Source organism: Amycolatopsis stemonae (assembly GCF_054781455.1).
The window spans coordinates 73633-91677 of sequence record NZ_BAAGUJ010000020.1 but is presented as its reverse complement, the minus strand read 5'-3'; the positions used below and the strand labels follow the sequence as shown (position 1 = coordinate 91677).

Here is an 18045-nt window from a genome sequence, read left to right as displayed (position 1 = left end):
CGATCAGTGCGCGGCGTTCAGCGCAGACAGGCGGCCGTCTTCGTAAGCCGGTTCGTATTCGGGCCAGTAGGACTCGCGGACCCAGGCGTCGTCGTAGACGGTGGCGAGGTAGCGCTCGCCGAAGTCCGGTGCGACGGCGACCGCCTTGAGCGGCGTCCGCCCGGCGTTGCCCTCCAGCCAGGCCAGCGCGCCCGCGACCACCGTGCCGGTCGACCCGCCGAACAGGAAACCCCGCCGGGCGAGCTGGCGGCACCGGCGGACCGCGTCCGGCTCGCCCACGTGCACCACTTCGTCCACATAGGACTCGTTGAGGATCGGCGGGCGGACGCTGGTGCCCAGCCCCGGGATCAGCCGGCGCGCGGGCGGCCGGCCGAAGGTCACCGACCCCTCGACGTCCACCGCGACGATCCGCGGGTAGCTCCCGGCGTCGCGGAAGTAGCGGGCGCAGCCCATCAGCGTCCCGGTGGTGCCCGCGCCGACGAACAGCACGTCCACGTCGGGGAACTGGCGGGCGATGGCCGGCCCGGTGGTGAGGTAGTGCGCCATCCAGTTGTCCGGGTTCCCGTACTGGTTCAGCCACAAGTACCCGTTGCGCGCGCACAGCTCCTTGACCTGCGCGATGCGCGCCCCGAGGAACCCGCCCTCCGCGGCCGGCTCGGTGACGACGTGCACGCGGGCCCCGAACGCCGCCATCATCCGCCGGGTCGCCTCGTTGCAGCGCGCGTCGGTCACGCAGACGAAGCCGTAGCCGCGGTCGGCGGCGATCATGCTCAACGCGACGCCGAGGTTGCCCGAGGAGGACTCCACGAGCGTCGCGCCGGGCGCGAGCAGGCCGCGCCGCTCCGCGCTCGTGATCATCTCCAGCGCCGCCTTCAGCTTCACCGAGCCGGCGAAGTTGAACGCCTCGCACTTGAGGTACAGGGCGGGCCCGAAGACCGGCCGGAGGTCCACGTACAGGTTCTCTTCGTTGTATTCCTGCGGAGCCGAGATGATGGGCACGCACAACCCCTATTCGTGTCAGCGAGCCGCGGCCCGGTGCCGGTCCAGCTCGTGGAAGAAGCCGTCCACCACCGAAAGGTCCCCCGCCGCGGCGGTTTCCTCGTACACGTACTTCGCCACGGCGAGGTCGAGGACCCCGAGACCGAACGGCGAGAAGATCAGCGGGCGGCCGGCCCGCGGTTCGAGCCGGCCGGTCAGCACGTCGAACAGGGTGCCGGACAGGAAGCCCCGGTCCCCGGTCAGCTGCTCGGCCAGGTGCGGCGAGGTGTTCGCCTTGAGGCAGTGGTCGACGTCGTCGACGACGTTGGTGGAGACCAGGACGATCTCCGGCGCGATGTCGCGCAGCGAGACGTTGAGCACCAGCGGGTCGTGGGCGAACCAGTCGACGTCGGTCACGTACGGCTCGGCGGCGACGGTGGCGAACACGACCAGGTCGCTGGCGCGGATCAGGCTCTCGGCGCCGTCGTGGCCGGTGATCCGCGCGGTCGTGCCCGTGCCCGCCAGGTAGTCGCGGAACCCCGCGGCCGACGACGGGTGCGTGTCGTGCACGCCGATCTCGTCGAACTCCCAGCCGGTCGCCTGCAGGTAGGTGTGGATGAACCGGGCGATCAGGCCGCCGCCGACGAAGCCGACGCGGCGCGGCCGGCCGCGGACCTCACTGAGCACCGCCGCGGCCAGCGCGGCCGAGGCCGCCGTGCGCGCGGCGCTGATGATGGAGCTTTCCAGGCAGGCCAGCGGATACCCGGTGGCCGGGTCGTTGAGGATCAGCACGGCCGACGCGCGCGGCAGCCCGTTCGCGACGTTGCCGGGGAAGCTGGAAATCCACTTGAGACCGTCGATGCCGTCGTCCCCGCCGAGCGAGGCGGGCAGCGCGATGATCCGCGAGTCCGGGCGGTCCGGGAAACGCAGGAAGTAGGACGGCGGGTTGACCGTGTTCCCCTCGCCGTGCCGGCGGTAGGCCGCCTCGACGAGGTCGACGACCTTCTTCTCGTTCCCGGACAGGACCTGGGAAACCTGCCGGCCGGGAATGACCGCGAAGGGAGGAATTTCGTTCCGCTCCGGCATTGTCCCCTCCGTTTCCGCCCGTGTTCCCGGGCTTCGGTGGCTTGCGGGAACGACGCTAACCGCGCCGCCCCTTGCATTCCGCCACCACTGCTGGCGGGCGGCAAGCGGGCGCGCTGCTGGACTGGGGCCCGCGCCGTCGCCGGAAGGGAAGGGCCGAGGAGTGACCGCTGCGATCGAAACCGAGGGACTGACCAAACGGTACGGCAGCCACCAAGCGTTGCGCGGGGTGGACCTCCACGTACCGGCGGGCACCGTGCTGGGGGTGCTGGGGCGCAACGGCGCGGGCAAGACCACGACCGTGCGGATCCTTTCCACGCTGCTGGTCCCGGACTCCGGCCGCGCGTTCGTCGCCGGGCTCGACGTCGTGCGGCAGCAGGCCGAGGTGCGCACGCGGATCGGGCTCACCGGGCAGTACGCCGCGGTCGACGACCGGCTGACCGGGCGCGAAAACCTGGTGCTGCTGGGCACGTTGCTCCACATCGGACGCCGGAACGCCCGGGCGCGCGCCGCCGAGCTGCTGGCGCAGTTCGACCTCACCGACGCCGCCGACCGGCAGGTCCGGACGTACTCGGGCGGCATGCGCCGGCGGCTGGATCTGGCCAGCTGCCTGGTTTCCCGCCCGCCGGTCGTGTTCCTCGACGAGCCGACGACCGGGCTGGACCCGGCCAGCCGGGCCGTGCTCTGGGCCGCCATCCGCGACCAGGCCGCGGCCGGCGCCACGGTGCTGCTCACCACGCAGTACCTCGAAGAGGCCGACCGGCTCGCCGACCGCGTCGTCGTCATCGACGCCGGCAAGGTCGTCGCCGAAGGCAGTCCCGAACAGCTCAAGCGCGACGTCGGCGGCGAATGGCTCGAAGTGTCCGTCACCGACCCCGCGCGGGCTCGCGAGGCCGGAGAAATCCTCGCGAGCCTCGGCGGCCCGGTCGAGGTCGCCGACGGCAAGCTGAGCGCGCCCGTCCCCGACGGCACGGCGGGCATCGCCGCGGTGGCGGGAAAGCTGCACGCGAACGGCATCGCCGTGCTGGACTTCGCGTTGCGCCGGCCGTCGCTCGACGACGTTTTCTTCGCCATCACCAAGACTTCGGAAGCGGGGACCCACCGATGAGCACTCTCCTCAGCGACGTCGCGGCGCTGACCGGACGCCGGCTGCGCGCGACGGTCCGCTCCCCCGCGAAGATCGTCGGCGTCCTGCTCATGCCGGTCAGCCTGGTGCTGGTGCTCGGGTTCCTCTTCGACGGCTCGATCACGCTGCCCGGCGGTGCACCCTACGTCGACTACCTGACCGCCGGCGTCGCCGCCCAGGTCGGCCTGACGCTGGTGGCCACCAGCGGGCTCGGCATCGCCGACGACCTGGCCGGCGGCCTCGCCGACCGCTTCCGCTCGCTGCCGATCCCCCGCTCGGCGGTCCTGCTCGGGCACACGCTTTCGGACCTCGTGCTGGCCGCGGCCGGGATCGCCGCGACCACCGGGATCGCGTACGTCATCGGCTGGCGGATCCACAGTGGACTGCTGCCCGGGCTGGCCGGGTTCGGGCTGCTCCTGCTGTTCGCGTACGCCATGCTCTGGCTCGGTGTCCTCATCGGCCTCACCACCCGCGGCGCCGAGGCGATCAGCGCGATCGCCGCCCTGGTCATGGTCGTCGGGTCCTTCGTGTCGAACGCCTTCGTGCCGCTGCGCGGCCTGCCGGGCTGGCTCGCCGCGGTGTCCGAGTGGAACCCGGTGAGCTCGGTCGTGGCCGCCTGCCGCCGCCTGTGGGGCAACCCGGACCTGGTCACCGCCGGCGCCGGCTTCCCCCAGCGGAACGCGACGCCGATCGCGCTCCTCGTGCTGGCCGTCGTGCTGGCGCTCGCGATCCCCGCGGGGACGCGGATCTACCGGGCCGCGGCGGCCTGACCGGCGACCGGACGGCCCGCCAGCACCTGCGGCGGCCAGACGTCCGGGGCCAGCAGGCCGTTGACGTAGGCACGCGAGACGAGCTCGGTCCGGTTCCGCACCTTCAGGCCGCGCAGCATCCGGTGGATGTGGTACTCCACGCCCTGGCGGGACAGGTACAGCCGCCGGGCGAGCTCGGCCGTGCTGGCGCCGGCCGCGATGCCCTGCAGGATCTGCGTCTCGATCTCGCTCATCGCCCGGGTGCGCCCGGCCGGGTCGAAGGTGCGCCGCTGCACGCGGTCCGGCAGGAACAGCAGCAGCACCGCGCCGGGACCCCGGCCGGGCAGGGCGGCGGCGATCAGCGTCACGGGCAGGCCGCCCGCGGCGGGCACGAGCGGGGTGAACCGCTCGCGGAACCCGCGCTCGCCCTGCAGCACGAGCCGCGAGAGGCGGCGTTGAACGCGCTCGGACACGAACGGGTGCAGCAGGGTGGGCAGGTCGGCCTGGCAGACCTCGGCCGCGCTCCGGCCGAACAGGGTCAGCAGTTCGCGGTTCGCCGCGAGCACGCGCAGCCGGTCGTCGAGAATCGCCGAAGAGACGTCCGAGTTGTCCAGGAACGAAGAAAACATTCGCTGGTATTCGCCGCCGATTTCCCGTTCCCGGCCGAGCGGGAATGCGGTGCGCGCGGTTTCGTCGAGCACGGAGCCGTGGAGCCGGCTTTCGGACATGGAAAACCCCCGGTTCGTCGTCGTGCGATGCGGGAACGAGTGGTACGGCGCCGAGTGCGCCGGGCATCACCACCGTCGAGAGTCACCCTAGGAACGGGCCGTCACCGGCGTCAACGCGAACGGGTGAGTACGGCCTAATCCTGTGGCACTTCGGGTGACCGTACGGTGACCGCACCCACCGAACGGTTCGGTGCGGGAGTTTGGAGGTTCTTCTCGAATCCGGTCCCCGGGTTGACAAGTCCGGCCGGCAGCCGAACTCCGCGAAGCCACGGTTCTTCCACAAATGTTAAGACCACCTTAAGGGCCGCGCGAGCCCTCGAGGTGGTCTTTGCCGAGTTGTTGCCTGATTCAGCTGGTCAGCTTCTCGAAAGCGGCACGGAGGGAGTCGAGCGTCTCGGCGATGTGCGGCAGCGTGAGCGGCTCCGGGGACCGCAGGGCGGCCCAGCGCTGCTCGTCGTCGGCGCCGTACAGCAGGCTCGTCGCGGCGCGGAACCGCAGCGCGCGGGGGTCGTCGCCGAGGTGCTCGCCGCCGAGGACGGCCACGCCCAGCTCGTCGATCAGGTACTCCTGCAGGGACGCCGACCCGGTGACGCCCTTCCCGGCCAGCACGTCACGCGCCGGCTCGAAGTCGGGGTAGACGTAGAAGCCGCCGGTCGGCCGCCGGCAGGTCGCACCGGCCTCGGTGACCACGCGGTGCACCCCGCCCGCCACGGCGCCGTGCAGGCGGGTACTGGCCCGCAGGTGCGCGGTCACCTCGGGCGGCTCGCTCAGCGCCAGGCAGGCGACCTCCTGCATCGGGCCCGCCAGGGTGGACCAGATCTCGCTGGCCAGGCCCAGCACGGTCGAGCGCAGCTCCCGGCCGCCACCGGTGGCCGGGAACCGGGCGAAGCCGATCCGCCAGCCGCCGAGCGCGAGGCTCTTGCTCAGCCCGGACGTCACGACCGTGCGTTCGGGGACGAACTCGGCGGGACTGGCGTACGCCGCGGCCGGGTCGTGCAGGATGTCGCGGTAGATCTCGTCGGAGACGATCAGCAGGTCCTCGGCCTCGGCGATCTCACAGAGCCGCCGCACGACGCCGGGCGGTGCGTGGGTGCCGGTGGGGTTGTCCGGCGACGTCAGCAGCAGCATCCGGGGGCGTCCGCCGGCCGCCCGGAACGCGTGCAGCGCCCCCGGCAGCAGGTCGGGGTCCGGCACCCCGCCGCAGCCGGCCGGGATCGGCACCTCGAGCACCGGCCGGCCGAACAGGCGCGCCTGCGGGGCGTAGGTGACCCAGCAGGGCTGCGGCAGGACGACCGCGCCGTCGACGGCGGCCATCAGCGCCAGCAGCAGCGGCTTGCTCCCGGGCGCCAGCACGACCTGGTCCGGCTCGGTCGGCAGGCCCCGGCGGGTGAAGTAGCCGGCCGCGGCCGCGCGGCTGTCGTCCGCGCCCGCGACCGGCCCGTAGGCGGTGCGCCGCGCGCCGGCGAGCAGCCGGTCGGCGAGGAAGTCCGGCAACGGCAGGCGGGACTCGCCGAAGCCGAGGTGGATCAGCGGCTGCCCGGCCGCGTGGCGGCGGTTGACGGCCTCGTCGAGCGCCAGGTTCGGCGAGACGGCGTGCCCGGCGGTCACTCCCCCGCTCCTCGCACCAGGTGCTGCGAGCGGACGGCCTCGACCAGGTCGGGCGCGGTGTCCGGGAGCAGCTCCAGCTCGTCGAGCCAGGCGGCGTCCGGGTCGTGGCGGGCGAAGAACGGCCTTCCGGTCAGTCCCGGCCGCCGGGCCTGCAGGAACCGCAGCTGGAACAGCCGCTGCCCGCCGAGCTCGACCGTGCCGTCGACGACGACCTTGCCCGGCGTCGCCGACATCACCGGCCCGCGGATCGTGCGGGCGAGCCCGGGCAGCCGGCCGTACGCCGCGGCGAACAGGTCGTGGGCGCGGGCGAGCGGCACCTTGAAGTAGTCGTGCGGCCCGGTGTCGCGGGCGACGAACATGTAGTACGGCACGGCGCCGAGGGCCAGTTCGGTGCTCCACAGCCCGGCCAGGGCGGCCGCGTCGTCGTTGACGTGCGCGATCAGCGGCGACTGGCAGTACACCCGCGCGCCGGTGCCGAGGATCCGCTTGATCGCCTGCCCGGCGACGTCGGTGGCCAGCTCCCGCTCGTGGCTGTAGTGCGCCATCACCGAGAGCGTGCGCCCGGAGGCGACGACGTCCTCGTAGAGCCGCAGCACGGCGTCCGCGTCGGCGTCGGTCACGAAGCGCTGTGGCCAGTACGCGACCGACTTGGTGCCGATCCGGATCGTGCGGACGGTGGGGATCGCCAGCAGCGGCTCGAGGTGCACCCGCAGCCGCTCGGCCGACATCACCATCGGGTCGCCGCCGGTGACCAGCACGTCGGTGACCTCCGGGTGGGCCCGCAGGTACTCGACGAGCTGGTCGGCCTCCTTCACCGCGAACCGCAGGTCCTTCTCGCCGACGAACTGCGCCCAGCGGAAGCAGTACGTGCAGTAGGTGTGGCAGGTCTGGCCCTGCTGCGGGAAGTACAGCACCGTGTGCCGGTACTTGTGCTGCAGGCCGCCGAGCTCGTCGCCGTCGAGCGTGGGGACGTTCAGCTCCAGCTGGCCCGACGGGTGCGGGTTGAGGCTCTGGCGGATCCGCCGCACGACGACGGGCAGGCCGGCCCGCCGGCCCGGTCCGGTGGCCGCTTCGGCCAGATCGTGCTCGTCCTCCTTCGAAAGCATCCCGTTCTGCGGGAACACCAGCTGGAAGATCGGGTCGTCCGGCACGTTCGCCCAGTCGATCAGCTCGGTCAGCACGTACTCGTTCACCCGGAACGGCAGTACGAGGGAGAAGAGGCGGATGGTCTCGGCGAGCCCTTCCGGGACCGGGAACCGCTTGAGGATTTCGTCGAGTTTGCTCGGGCCGTACGCTTCGAACCTGGTGCCCACCGGGGCCGGCTGTTCCAGCAGCAGCTTCACGTCGACAATTCCCTTTCCTTCGAAACTCGGCCACGGCCGGAAAACCATCGGATTCTTTTTCCCGGGGCAGTTCTGTTCCTGCGGCCAGGTTAGGAGGCGCCGTCCTGGCAGAATGCCCGTCCCGCGAAAAGCGACCGCGGAACTGGCAGAGCGCCACGAGCCGCGCGGCTAGCGTCGGGAACCATGAAGTTCTACTGCTGTCCCTTCGCCGGCGCCGGCGCGAGTGTCTACCGTTCCTGGACACCGCCGCGGGACGCCGTGATCGAGATCTGCCCGGTGCAGCTGGCCGGCCGCGAGGAGCAGTTCGGCCTGCCGCCGCACGAAGACGTCGCCGCCGCGGCCCGGCACGTGCTCGGCCAGATCCGGCGCACCGCCGTGGCCGGCGGCGAAATCGGCCTGTTCGGCCACAGTTCCGGGGCCGCGGTCGCGTTCGAGGTGGCCCGGCTGATCGCCGCGACGGACGAGTTCCGGCTGGCCGGCCTGGTCGTCAGCGGCGCGCCGGATCCGGTGACCCCGTTGGAACTGGGCCTGCGCGACCTCGACGGCGAGGAGTTCGTCAAGGCCGTCGAGCGGCTGATCGGCTACACCCACCCCGCGCTGGCGCAGCCCGAGCTGCGCGACATCCTCCTGCCGCCGCTGCGCGCGGATCTCCTGGCGCGCGAGGCGTACCTGGCGCCCGCGGACTCCTCGCTGCCGGTGCCGGTGCTGGCGATCCGCGGCGCGGACGACACTCTGGTCTCCCGCGCGGACCTGGCCGGCTGGGCGCGGGTGACGACCCGGTCCTTCGACGTCGCCGAGCTGCCGGGCGACCACATGTACTTCCTGCCGGACGCGACCGCGCTGCTGGACCTGCTCGCCGGCTGGTTCGACGTCCCGGTGCGGGAGGGAGCCCGATGAGCGACGAGTGGATGTCCTACGGCACCGGCGGATCCGGCACCGGCGAGGTGCGCGCGCCGCTCCCGGCGGGCGCCTCCGCCGACGCGCGGACGCTCGCGGCCGCGACCGCCGCGGTGCTGGCCCGCTTCTCCGGGGAGACCCCGCGGGTCGCGGTGCCGGACGACCGCGGGCACCGCACCTGGATCCTCCCGGTCGACGAAGAGCTCCCCGCTTCGCGTTACCGCACAACACTTTTCGTCGGCGCTTCGGCCGACGACGGGCCGGCGCCGGTCGCGATCGGTGTGCCGGGCTTTCCGCTGGTGCTCGACCTCGACGTCGCCGACCCGCGCCGGCTGCGCTGCCGGTTCCGGCGCGAACTCGTGCACGAGACGGCGGCGCGGTGGCTGCTGCACGGCGTCGGCGTGCTGCTGGAGCACTTCGTCCGGAAGCCCGGCACCGCGATCGGCTCGGCCGGCCTGACCGCCGGCGAGCACCCGGCGCCGGTGCTGCCCGGGGAAGCCGCCCCCGCCTGGCTCGACGGCGAACACACGCTCCACGAGCTGATCCAGCGCCGGGTGCTGGCACATCCCGACGCGATCGCCGTGACGGCCGGGGACCGCGCGGTGTCCTACCGGGAGCTCGGCCACGCCGCGGACGTCCTCGCCGCCCGGCTCGCCGAGCACGGCTGCGGCCCGGGCAGCCGCGTCGGCCTGAGCTTCGCCCGGTCGCCACTGCTGATCGCCGCGATGTTCGCGGTGCTGAAGACGGGCGCCGCCTACGTCCCGCTGGCGCCGGGCAACCCGCCCGCCCGGCTGCGGCAGATCGCCGAGGACGCGGAAGTGTCGCTCGTCCTCGCGGACTTCCCCGCCGAGCTGGGACCGCCCACGCTGGTCGTCGACGACGGCGTGTGGACGGACCGGGCGGAGCCGTTCGTGGCGGCCGGGACCGCCGACGACGGCGCGTACCTGATCTACACCTCGGGGTCCACCGGGCAGCCCAAGGGCGTGGTGGTGGCGCACCGGCGGATCTGCAGCCTGCTCGACGCCGCCCGGGTGTTCGGGTTCGGCTTCGGCACGGCCGACGTCTGGGCGTTGTTCCACACCTACTCGTGGGACTTCTCGGTCTGGGAGATCTTCGGCTGCCTGACCACCGGTGGCCGGCTGGTGATCGTCCCCGAAGAGACCGCCCGTGACGCGCACGCGCTGCACGACCTGCTGTCCGCGCAGGAGGTCACCGTCCTCAACCAGACGCCGTCGGTGTTCACCCAGCTGGCGGCGGTCGACGCCGACCGCGCCGAGCGGCTTTCCGTGCGGCTGCTCGTGTTCAGCGGCGAACCGCTCGACATGGCGCTGATGCTGCGGTGGTTCGAGCGGTACCCGGAACAGCGCTGCCAGGTGATCAACATGTACGGCATCACCGAGACGACGGTCGCGTGCACCTGGCACCCGGTCACCCGCGCGGCCGCGGCGGCGGGCAGCCGCTCGGTCGGCCGGGCCGTCCCCGGCTGGCGGGTCGACGTCGTCGACGAGCACGGCCGGCGGCTGCCCCCGGGCGTGCCGGGTGAGATCCTGCTCGGCGGCGCCGGCATCGTCGACGGCTACCACCGGCGTCCCGAGCTGACCGCGGCCAGGTTCCTGGGCCGCTCGGGCGCCCGCTGGTACCGCACGGGCGACCGCGGCCGCGTCCTGCCCGACGGCGAACTGGAGTACCTGGGCCGCCTCGACGACCAGGTCAAGATCCGCGGCCACCGCGTCGAGCTGGGCGAGATCCGCGCGGCCATGCTGTCGGCCCCCGGCGTCCGCGCGGCGGCGGTCGTCGTGCGCCGGCGCGGCGAGGGCGCGGGCTCGGAGCGGCTGGACGCCTACGTGGCCGGCACCGGGCTGGACCTCCCCGAGCTCAACCGGCGGCTCCGCGAGCGGCTGCCGGACTACATGGTGCCGGAGACGATGACCGAGCTGGACGGCCTGCCGGTCAACGCCAACGGCAAGCTCGACCCGGCCCGCCTGCCCGAGCCCCACGGCGAAGACTTCGGCCTGGTGGACGCGGCCGAGGCGAGCGATCTGCAACGCCAGGTCGGCGAGCTGTGGGCGGGCGCCCTGGGCCGCGCCGTCAGCCTGGACGACGACCTGTTCCTGACGGGCGGCAATTCCCTGCTGGCGTTCACGATCGTGGACGGCATCCGCCGCGCGGGCCTGGGCGAACTGGCGGTGGTCGACCTCTACCGGACCCGCACGGTGCGCGGGGTGGCGGCGATCCTGGCGGACCGCGCCCCCGCGGCCGTCAGCCCAGGCTGACCAGCTCCCCCGACACGGGGACGAGCAGATCCCCGTTCGCGGCGACGGCGAGCGGGCCGGTGATGGGCCGGCCCGCCGTCCACGTCCCCCGCGGGCCGCCCGCGTCGAGGACCAGCACGGTGCAGTCGTCGCGCAGGTCGAAGCCCGGCCAGCCGTGGTACTTCGTCCAGTACTCCCAGGTCGGGCTGCTCGCGACGGCGACCAGCCCGCCGACGCCGGCGACGATGCCACGCACCTCCGCGCGCAACCGCTGGTGCTGAAGGACCGCGCCGGTGTCACTGTCCACGATGGACACCGTCGGGTGCGGCTCGCCGAGGTCGTCGCGCTCGGGCCAGCCGGGCAGCGCGAGCAGGCCGCCGGCCAGCGGCACCACCAGGTCCCCGGGCGGCAGGTGAGCGGGCACTCGCCGGGTCTCGCCGCCCGGGCCGAGCTCGAGGTAGCCGACGTGGTCGTCCCCCCGCACGGGCACCAGCACACCTCGTCCCGGCAAGCCGGTGAGCGCCCCGTCCACCTCACCGTCCACTTCGGCTCTCCACAGTGGACGTCCGAACTGGTCGAACGCCCGCACCGCCTCGTCTTCGGCGACGAACACGGTGTCGTGCCACACGAGCGGCGCCGTCAACGCGGGAACCTCGGCCTCCCACCGCGTCTCACCACGCGACGTCGTGGCGCGAAGCACGCCCCCGGCCGTCAGGAACACGAGCCCACCGCCGACCGGAACGGCCGCGGACCGCGGGGCCGCCTCGATCTCGCCGACGACCACCCCGGTCCCCTGCTCCAGCACCACGTACCCGCCGGCCCCGGCCGCGACCAGCAGACCCCCGTCGAGCAGCCCGCACCCCCAGAGCGGAGCTGACCACCGGACCGACGGCACCTCCAGCGCGACGACGCCGTTTTCCGTTTCCACGAAACACATCCCGCCGGCGGAAACCGAGATAGCGCCGACGTGCCTTCCCGGCAGGGGGACGCGCCACCGCACCGCCGGGGAAAACATCACTACAACCCGAACGCTTCGACGGCCAGCCGGACGTGCTTCCGGTCCGCCACCGAAAGGGTCGCCGGTACCCCGCCCACCCGCTTGCCGTGCAGGTCGGTCATCGCCCGCATCAGCCAGCCGAGCGACGCCCTGGCCCGGAAGAACGCGTCGGCCTGCGGCGTCGTGCCCGTTCCGCCGCCGGCCGCGTACGCGCTGCGGAACACGGCCTGCAGCGTGGCCACCTCGGCGCGGGTCAGCTTCAGCGTGACGCTGTAGTGCGCCAGTTGCTGCGCGAAGACGCCGACGTCGCGGGACGGCGCGCCGATCGGGTTGCCGCGGGCGTCGATGGACAGGTGCAGGGTCGTGACGTCGATGATGGTGACGCCGGCCGCCGCGTCGTAGAAGTAGTTCCCGGGATGCGCGTCGCCGTGTACCAGCGCCGAGCCGCCGGGGTGCGCGCGGAACCCGGCGACCAGCGCGTCGATCCGCGACTGCAGCGCGCCCACGTCGATCCCGGCGACGGCCAGCTCGTCGCGGAGGCCGGGCAGCCGGTCCCGGCGCGCCACCATGTCGTCGAGGTGCCGCTTCAGGAACGCGGACGCGACCGGCGCACCCGACCCCTTCGGCGTGGTGTGCAGCTGCGCGAGCGTGCGCCCGATCCCGGCGACCGCCGCGCTCAGCTCCGCGAACAGCCGGCGGCGCTCCGGTCCGCTCGGCGTGGCGCCCGTCTCCTCCATCATCCCTTCGACGTCGTGGCCCCGCGCCGCGCTCGTGACCACGATGCCCGTGGTGGCCGGCAGCGAAGCCCGCGCGACCCCCAGCGCGGCCACCGCCCGGCCGCCGACGATCCGCACCCGGCCCAGCCGCGCCAGCGCCGACAGCTCCATCGCGAACTGTTCGCGGCTCGGGAAGAGTTTCAGCACGCCGAGCAGTTTGCCGCGGGTGTCGAGGATCCGCCGCACCGGTGCGCCGGAGTACCCGCCACCGACCTTCACCAGCTGCACGTCCCCGGCGGAGTTGACCGAGGTCCGGGCGAAACTCCGCAGTTCGGTATCGGTGGTCGACACCACCGGCAGCGACGACATCAGCCGGTCCAGCGCGTCCGGGCCGACGTCCCCGCTCGGTGTCCGGGTGGCGGCCGCCCGCTTGTTCGCCTGGCTGGTGGTGAACCGCAGCCGCGCCTGCGTCGTCGCGGCCGTCGCGCCCGCCTCGTCCAGGACGTGCTGCCGGCCTTCCTTGAGGGCCGTGCCGTCGGCCAGCAGCTCCCGCCAGTACCCTGGCACCGGGTTCTCCAGGATCTTCGCCGGGTCGTCACCCCAGTCCATGCCGTGGAACTTCAGGGCGATGGACCGGCCGGTCGACCGCATGATCCGCCGGACCGTGGGCAGCTCGGTTTCGACGAGCACCGAAGAGGCCAGGAACTGCCGCAGGAAGATGTGGATCTCCTTGCGCAGGCTGCCGGCGTACCGCCTCGAGAACGTCACCCACAGCGGCCGGACCACGGCCCAGTTGTCGAGCAGCACCAGGCCCTCGGTGACGTTGTAGAACTCCTGCGTCTCCAGCGTGACGAACCCGAGGCCGGCCGCGTAGTCGCTCAGGTCGACGCCCTTCGACCAGAGCGCGCCCTTGCCCGGCGCGATCCGCATGCCGCGCATCAGCGTGTCCGCGACGACCTCGAAGTAGTCCGGCCGGTGGTCGCGCAGCCCGGCGATGACCAGGTACCAGAGGCGGCCGGCCGTCGTGGCCGACAGGCGGATCTTCGCCACGCCCGCCATCCACTTCGGCCGCTCGGGGTGGTCGAAGGGCACCCGAAGGTCGACGTCGGTCAGGTGGACGAAGCTGTAGACCACGCGGCCGCGCGCCGTCACCTTCCGGCTGAGCTTGCCTTCGACGACCCACTTCTCGGCGTACTTGCGCGCCTGCGACTCGCCGAGCCGGATGACCTTCTTCAGCCCGGGCACGGTGGCGCCCATCCGGCCCGGCATGTCGTCGATGGCGAATTCGAGGCTGTCCGCGGGGTTCGACCGCTTGTAGGCCCGCTGCGCCTCGGCGAGGTAGTGGTCGTTGGCCAGGTGTTCGAAGGTGGCACGCGGGTTGATCGCGCCGTCGAAGACGAACAGCACCGCTTCGCCGGCACCGGCCCGGGCGGTCACGGTCAGCATCGTCAGGTGGTGCTTGGCCTTGATCGCGGGCAGCCCGCGCCGCACGGCGGCCTGGTCACCGGACACGCGGTCGGCGAGCCGGCCCGCCTCGTGCAGCGCGGCCATCAGCTTCTTGCGCTGCTGCGACTCGTCCTTCTTGTCGCGACGCGGTTCTTGACGGCGTGGAGGCCGGGCGGGCGCGTGGTCGTCCGGCCGCCTGCGCCGCCGCGGTTTCGGCTTGAGCTTGGCCCAGAGCTTCTTCACCAGTCCGGCGATCTTGTCGACGACCCAGTCGATCGCGCGGTTCACCGGCCGGGAGAGCTTCTGGAAGATCTCGCGGACCTTGCCCGCGATGCCGCCGATGCCGAGCAACGCGGCGAGCGCGCCGATCAGGACCGGGACGGCGCGGGCCAGCGCGCGTTCGACCAGCGCGGGCACGCCGCCGGTGCCGCCGCGGGCGATCGCGAGAACGGCGTCGAGCACGGCGTTGACGAAGTCGACGATCTGCCGGGTGTTCAGCACGACGAACCGGATGATGTCGATGATCAGCTTGCAGGCGCGGATGAACGCGGACGCCGGGTTGAACAGCGACAGGATCCAGGTGATCCCGGCGATGACGATCGTCGGGAGCAGGTAGGACACCAGGTCGTCGATCAGGGTCTTCTTCAGGTCGCCGACACGGGCCTTGACGTCGTCGACCACGCCCGGCACGCCCCGCCGCTTGACCTCCACCAGCACCGGCAGGGCGGCCTCGGCGGCGGTGACGGCCTTTTCCGGCACCTTGCGGACCAGCCGCGACCGGATGTTCGGCCACGAGATGCCGAGCAGCGTCGCGATCATCACCAGGATGCCGGCGATGTCGAACGTCGTCGGCAGCTGGAGCCCGGCCGTGGCGGCGGTGCCCAGCAGCCACGCCAGCACGCCCTGCTCGAGGTGCTTGCCCGCGTTGCGGATGAACAGCTTCAGCCCGCCGCCGACGCCCGTGACCAAGTTGCCGAGGAACCCGACCGGGTCCTTGAGGATCGCGCCGATCGCGCTGACCGCCTTGGCCAGGACGCCCAGCAGCATCGGGCCGAGCTCGACGATCGCGGTGAGCGCCCCGCCGATGGCGTCCGCCGCCTTCGCGACCAGGCCCTTGTTCTTCTCCTTCTCGGCCGCGATCTCGTCGTCGACGGCCTTGACCGCGTCGGTGTACTTCGTGGCGAGCGTGTCGACGAGCTGGGTGCCCTTGTCGTCGACGGTGTCCTTCAGCTCGTCGAACTGCCCGGCGAACCCGGTGGCCGCCTCGCGGCCGATCGCCTGCAGATCGGCGGGCAGCTTGTCCACGGCGGCCCGGAGCTCCCCGCGGCCGCCGGCGATCCGGTCCTTGGCGCGGCGCAGCTCGCGTTCCACCAGGTCCGCGATGTCGGAGATGATCCGGTCCATCGCGCCCAGGTAGTGGTCCTTGGCGCGCTCGTAGATGCGGTTGGCCTCCTCGGGCAGGCCCGCGAAGAGGTCGCGGCCCCACTTGAGCCAGCCGTCCCAGCCGCCGTACCGCTCGTCCTTGTAGCGGCGCATCCCGTCTTCGTGCTCCCGCGTGAACTGGTCGCGGGCGCTCTTCTCCTGGGTGGTGAACCGGTCGTCGACCTTCTTGTCGAGGTCGGTGAGGATCTGCTCGACGTCGGACTTCGTCTGGTCGAAGACCTTCTGCAGGAGGTCGGTGACCTCTTTCCGCTTGTCCTCGTCGGTCTTCTTGGTGCCGGCCTTCCCGGTGCCGACGCGCCGGCCGGTCGCCACGCGGCTCGCGTGGATCCCGGCCATGGTGGCGGACCCGCGGGCGGCGGCGTCGGCCTTCACCTCGCCGATCCGGCGGTGTTCGCCGGCCCGCAGTTTCCTGGGTGCCGCCTCCGAATGCGCGTCCATCGCCTGCTTGTCCTGGACGGCCTGGTCGAACTGCCTCTCCCGCGAGTTCGGGAACTTCAGCTGCTGCTCGGTGACGTCCGCGGCGGCCAGCTGCCGGTCGATCCGCGCGGGACCGGCGGACAGGTCGGTGGCCGACGGCGGCAGGGTGTCCGGCGCGGCCTGGTCCGGGTTCGGCGGGCCGGGCTTGGCGGGCACCTTGTCCGGCGCCAGGGGGACGACCTGCTTGGCGTCCGGCGCGGGTTCCGGCGGGGCCGCCGTGGTGTCGGCGATCTCCTTCGCCGACGCGTCCTTGCCCTCGCCGACCTTGCCCTGGACCTCGGTCTTGATCTCGCCGGCCTGGCCCGACTCCCCGAACTTGTCGGCCTCGTCGAGGTTCTTGGGTGCCTTGTCGGCGACCGCCTTCTTCACGGCGTCGACGAACGCCTGCTTGTCGAACGCCTTGGGCTGCGCGGCGGCCATGTCCTCGGCGTGGGCCGCCTTGCCGCGGGCTTCCCGGTCGTCGGCCGGGGCGACGGCGGCCGCCTGCGCCGCGCCCGCCTCGGTCCGCGGGGGCGGGTGGCTCGCGGCGACGGTCTTCTTCTTGGCGCCGACGTCCTTCTTCAGTGCCTGGAACTTCGGGTCCGCGCCCGGGCTGCGCGGGCCGGCCTTTTTCTCCTTCGGGGCCTGCTTCTCCGGACGTTCCGCCGTGGGCGGGTCCGCCTTGTCCTTGGGGTCCGCGGCGGCGGGCCCGGCCTTCGGCTCGACCGGCGCCGGGGGCTTCCGGGCGGGCGGCACGGGCGTCTGCCGGACGGGCGGCGCCTGGCTCGCGACGGCCTGGTTCCCGACCAGCCGCTGCGCGTCCACCCGCATCCGCGCGGCCCACGCCCCCGGCTTCGGCTGCCCGCCGAGCACCGCCGAGACGGCCGAGTTGCCCACGACGGACTGCGCGCGGACGACGTCCGCGGGCCCGGGATCCAGGGCACCGCGGGTCTCCGGTCGTCGCGGCAGGGCCGCGGGCGCCACGGCGGGCGACACCGCGCGCGGCCGCGGGGCTTTCACGGGGACCGGCATCGGGCCCGAGGATGGCAGAGGACGCGCGACCGGGACGTCACCGCGACGTCACCGGGGTGTTCACCGCGTCAGGACGTCCAGCACGGACTCGATCTCGGCGCGGGCGTGGCCTTCGGCCGACGCGAGCAGCTCCCGAAGTGGCTCGACCGCCCGGCGCACCCCGAGCGTGCCCGCGGCCCGGACCGCGCGGCGATCGGCGTGCAGGCGCAGCAGCACGAGGTTCTCGACGAGGGTGCGGTCCCGGCCGGTCACCTCGTCCAGTCCGTGCGTGCGCAGGTCGGGCCGGCCGCTGTCGATGCTGTCGGCGAACCGGCGCACGGCCTTGTTCTGCGACCGCCAGGTCAGGCCCAGGTCCTCGGCCGTTTCCCCCGCCTCCCATTGGGCGACGATCTCCCGCAGTTCGGCCAGCGCCTCGGACTGCACGGTCGTCAACGCCGACAACAGCCGCCCGCCGGCGCTCAGCAGCACATCGCCGTGGCGCACCTCGTCGTCCAGCCCGACGACGGTGAGCAGCGCGTCCGTGGCCTCGGACCTCGCCGTGGGATCCGGGTCGGTCGCCATCACCTCGAACAGGATTTCCCGGTCCGGGCCGGGGAACGCGGCCAGCAACCGGACGGCGGCGCCCCGGTCGAAGCCGGTGCCCTCGTGGGCGCGCAACAACCGGATCACGGCGGGCTCGCCGGACCGGTCGCCCAGGTCGAGCAACGCCCTCGCGGCGGCGACCCGCACGGCCGGCGCCGCCCCGGAAGCCGCTTCGACGAGCGCGGGGATGGCCCGGGCACAGCCGGCCTCGGCGAGGGCGACGGCCGCGCGCCCGTCCCCGGTGGCGAGCTTGGCGATGAGGATGTCCTCCGCCGCCCCGCGTTCTTCGCCGACCAGCTCGAAGAGCACGCCGATGCCGGGGATCTCGTCGAGGGAGTCCCTGGTGAGACCGACGGGTGCGGTCACCGCGGCCAGGAACCGTTCGAAGGCCTGCGATCGCGCCACGCTACCCGAGCACCTTCGCCGTGATCCCGGCCTCCGCGGCAAGCGGGAGCAGCACGGCGGCCACGAGCGCGTCACGAGCGGTCACCCGCTCAGGTTAGCCGTCCGCCGAGACGCGAGTTCCGCGTCCAAGATCCGGTCCGCCGGCCAGATCCGCCCGCCGCCTCGAGCCGGGCGAACTGGGTGTTCCCTTTTGAGGATTTCTGA

General features: G+C 73.0%; 12 protein-coding genes. 4 read left to right on the top strand and 8 right to left on the bottom strand.

The window, feature by feature from the left end:
- Positions 1 to 3 precede the first annotated feature (3 nt).
- Together sbnA and sbnB are read right to left on the bottom strand one after the other, a co-directional pair.
- A complete protein-coding gene (gene sbnA / locus ACYVLJ_RS42760; RefSeq protein ID WP_460442987.1) occupies positions 4 to 999 on the bottom strand; it encodes a PALP domain-containing protein in 996 nt (331 codons plus the stop codon).
- Positions 1000 to 1017: 18 nt separating this feature from the next.
- Entirely contained in the window at positions 1018 to 2064 is a 1047-nt protein-coding gene (gene sbnB, locus ACYVLJ_RS42755; RefSeq protein ID WP_460442986.1) for a 2,3-diaminopropionate biosynthesis protein SbnB, read from the bottom strand.
- A gap of 160 nt (positions 2065 to 2224) precedes the next feature.
- Here sbnB and ACYVLJ_RS42750 point away from each other — a divergent pair, with 160 nt between their 5' ends.
- Positions 2225 to 3169, top strand: coding sequence for an ATP-binding cassette domain-containing protein (locus ACYVLJ_RS42750; RefSeq protein ID WP_451983806.1), 945 nt, complete (start codon positions 2225 to 2227; stop codon positions 3167 to 3169).
- Complete coding sequence (locus tag ACYVLJ_RS42745; protein ID WP_451983804.1) at positions 3166 to 3957, top strand: ABC transporter permease; 792 nt, start codon at positions 3166 to 3168, stop codon at positions 3955 to 3957. The genes ACYVLJ_RS42750 and ACYVLJ_RS42745 overlap by 4 nt, the downstream gene beginning before the upstream one ends.
- On the opposite strand, the gene ACYVLJ_RS42740 is transcribed toward ACYVLJ_RS42745, so the two are convergent.
- From ACYVLJ_RS42740 to ACYVLJ_RS42730, 3 genes are all read right to left on the bottom strand, one after another.
- A complete protein-coding gene (locus ACYVLJ_RS42740; protein WP_451983802.1) occupies positions 3936 to 4664 on the bottom strand; it encodes a helix-turn-helix transcriptional regulator in 729 nt (242 codons plus the stop codon). The genes ACYVLJ_RS42745 and ACYVLJ_RS42740 overlap by 22 nt on opposite strands.
- 348 nt (positions 4665 to 5012) lie before the next feature.
- Positions 5013 to 6272, bottom strand: coding sequence for a pyridoxal phosphate-dependent aminotransferase (locus ACYVLJ_RS42735; protein WP_460442985.1), 1260 nt, complete (start codon positions 6270 to 6272; stop codon positions 5013 to 5015).
- Positions 6269 to 7615: a KamA family radical SAM protein gene (locus ACYVLJ_RS42730; RefSeq protein ID WP_460442984.1), complete on the bottom strand. Its 1347-nt coding sequence runs from the start codon at positions 7613 to 7615 to the stop codon at positions 6269 to 6271. The genes ACYVLJ_RS42735 and ACYVLJ_RS42730 overlap by 4 nt, the downstream gene beginning before the upstream one ends.
- A 183-nt stretch (positions 7616 to 7798) precedes the next feature.
- Here ACYVLJ_RS42730 and ACYVLJ_RS42725 point away from each other — a divergent pair, with 183 nt between their 5' ends.
- The gene (locus ACYVLJ_RS42725) at positions 7799 to 8512 is read left to right on the top strand and encodes a thioesterase II family protein (protein ID WP_460442983.1); all 714 of its coding nucleotides are present in this window, start codon (positions 7799 to 7801) and stop codon (positions 8510 to 8512) included.
- Positions 8509 to 10785 carry a non-ribosomal peptide synthetase gene (locus ACYVLJ_RS42720; protein WP_460442982.1) on the top strand — a complete coding sequence of 759 codons (2277 nt, stop codon included), beginning with the start codon at positions 8509 to 8511 and terminating at the stop codon, positions 10783 to 10785. Before ACYVLJ_RS42725 ends, ACYVLJ_RS42720 begins: the two co-directional genes overlap by 4 nt.
- Here ACYVLJ_RS42720 and ACYVLJ_RS42715 read toward each other — a convergent pair.
- From ACYVLJ_RS42715 to ACYVLJ_RS42705, 3 genes are all read right to left on the bottom strand, one after another.
- On the bottom strand, positions 10772 to 11692 hold the full coding sequence (locus tag ACYVLJ_RS42715) for an outer membrane protein assembly factor BamB family protein (RefSeq protein WP_460442981.1): 921 nt from the start codon (positions 11690 to 11692) through the stop codon (positions 10772 to 10774). The two genes, ACYVLJ_RS42720 and ACYVLJ_RS42715, sit on opposite strands and share 14 nt — an antisense overlap.
- An 89-nt stretch (positions 11693 to 11781) precedes the next feature.
- Positions 11782 to 16854 carry a phosphotransferase gene (locus ACYVLJ_RS42710; protein WP_460442980.1) on the bottom strand — a complete coding sequence of 1691 codons (5073 nt, stop codon included), beginning with the start codon at positions 16852 to 16854 and terminating at the stop codon, positions 11782 to 11784.
- 60 nt (positions 16855 to 16914) lie between these two features.
- The gene (locus tag ACYVLJ_RS42705) at positions 16915 to 17841 is read right to left on the bottom strand and encodes a HEAT repeat domain-containing protein (RefSeq protein WP_460442979.1); all 927 of its coding nucleotides are present in this window, start codon (positions 17839 to 17841) and stop codon (positions 16915 to 16917) included.
- Positions 17842 to 18045 lie beyond the last annotated feature (204 nt).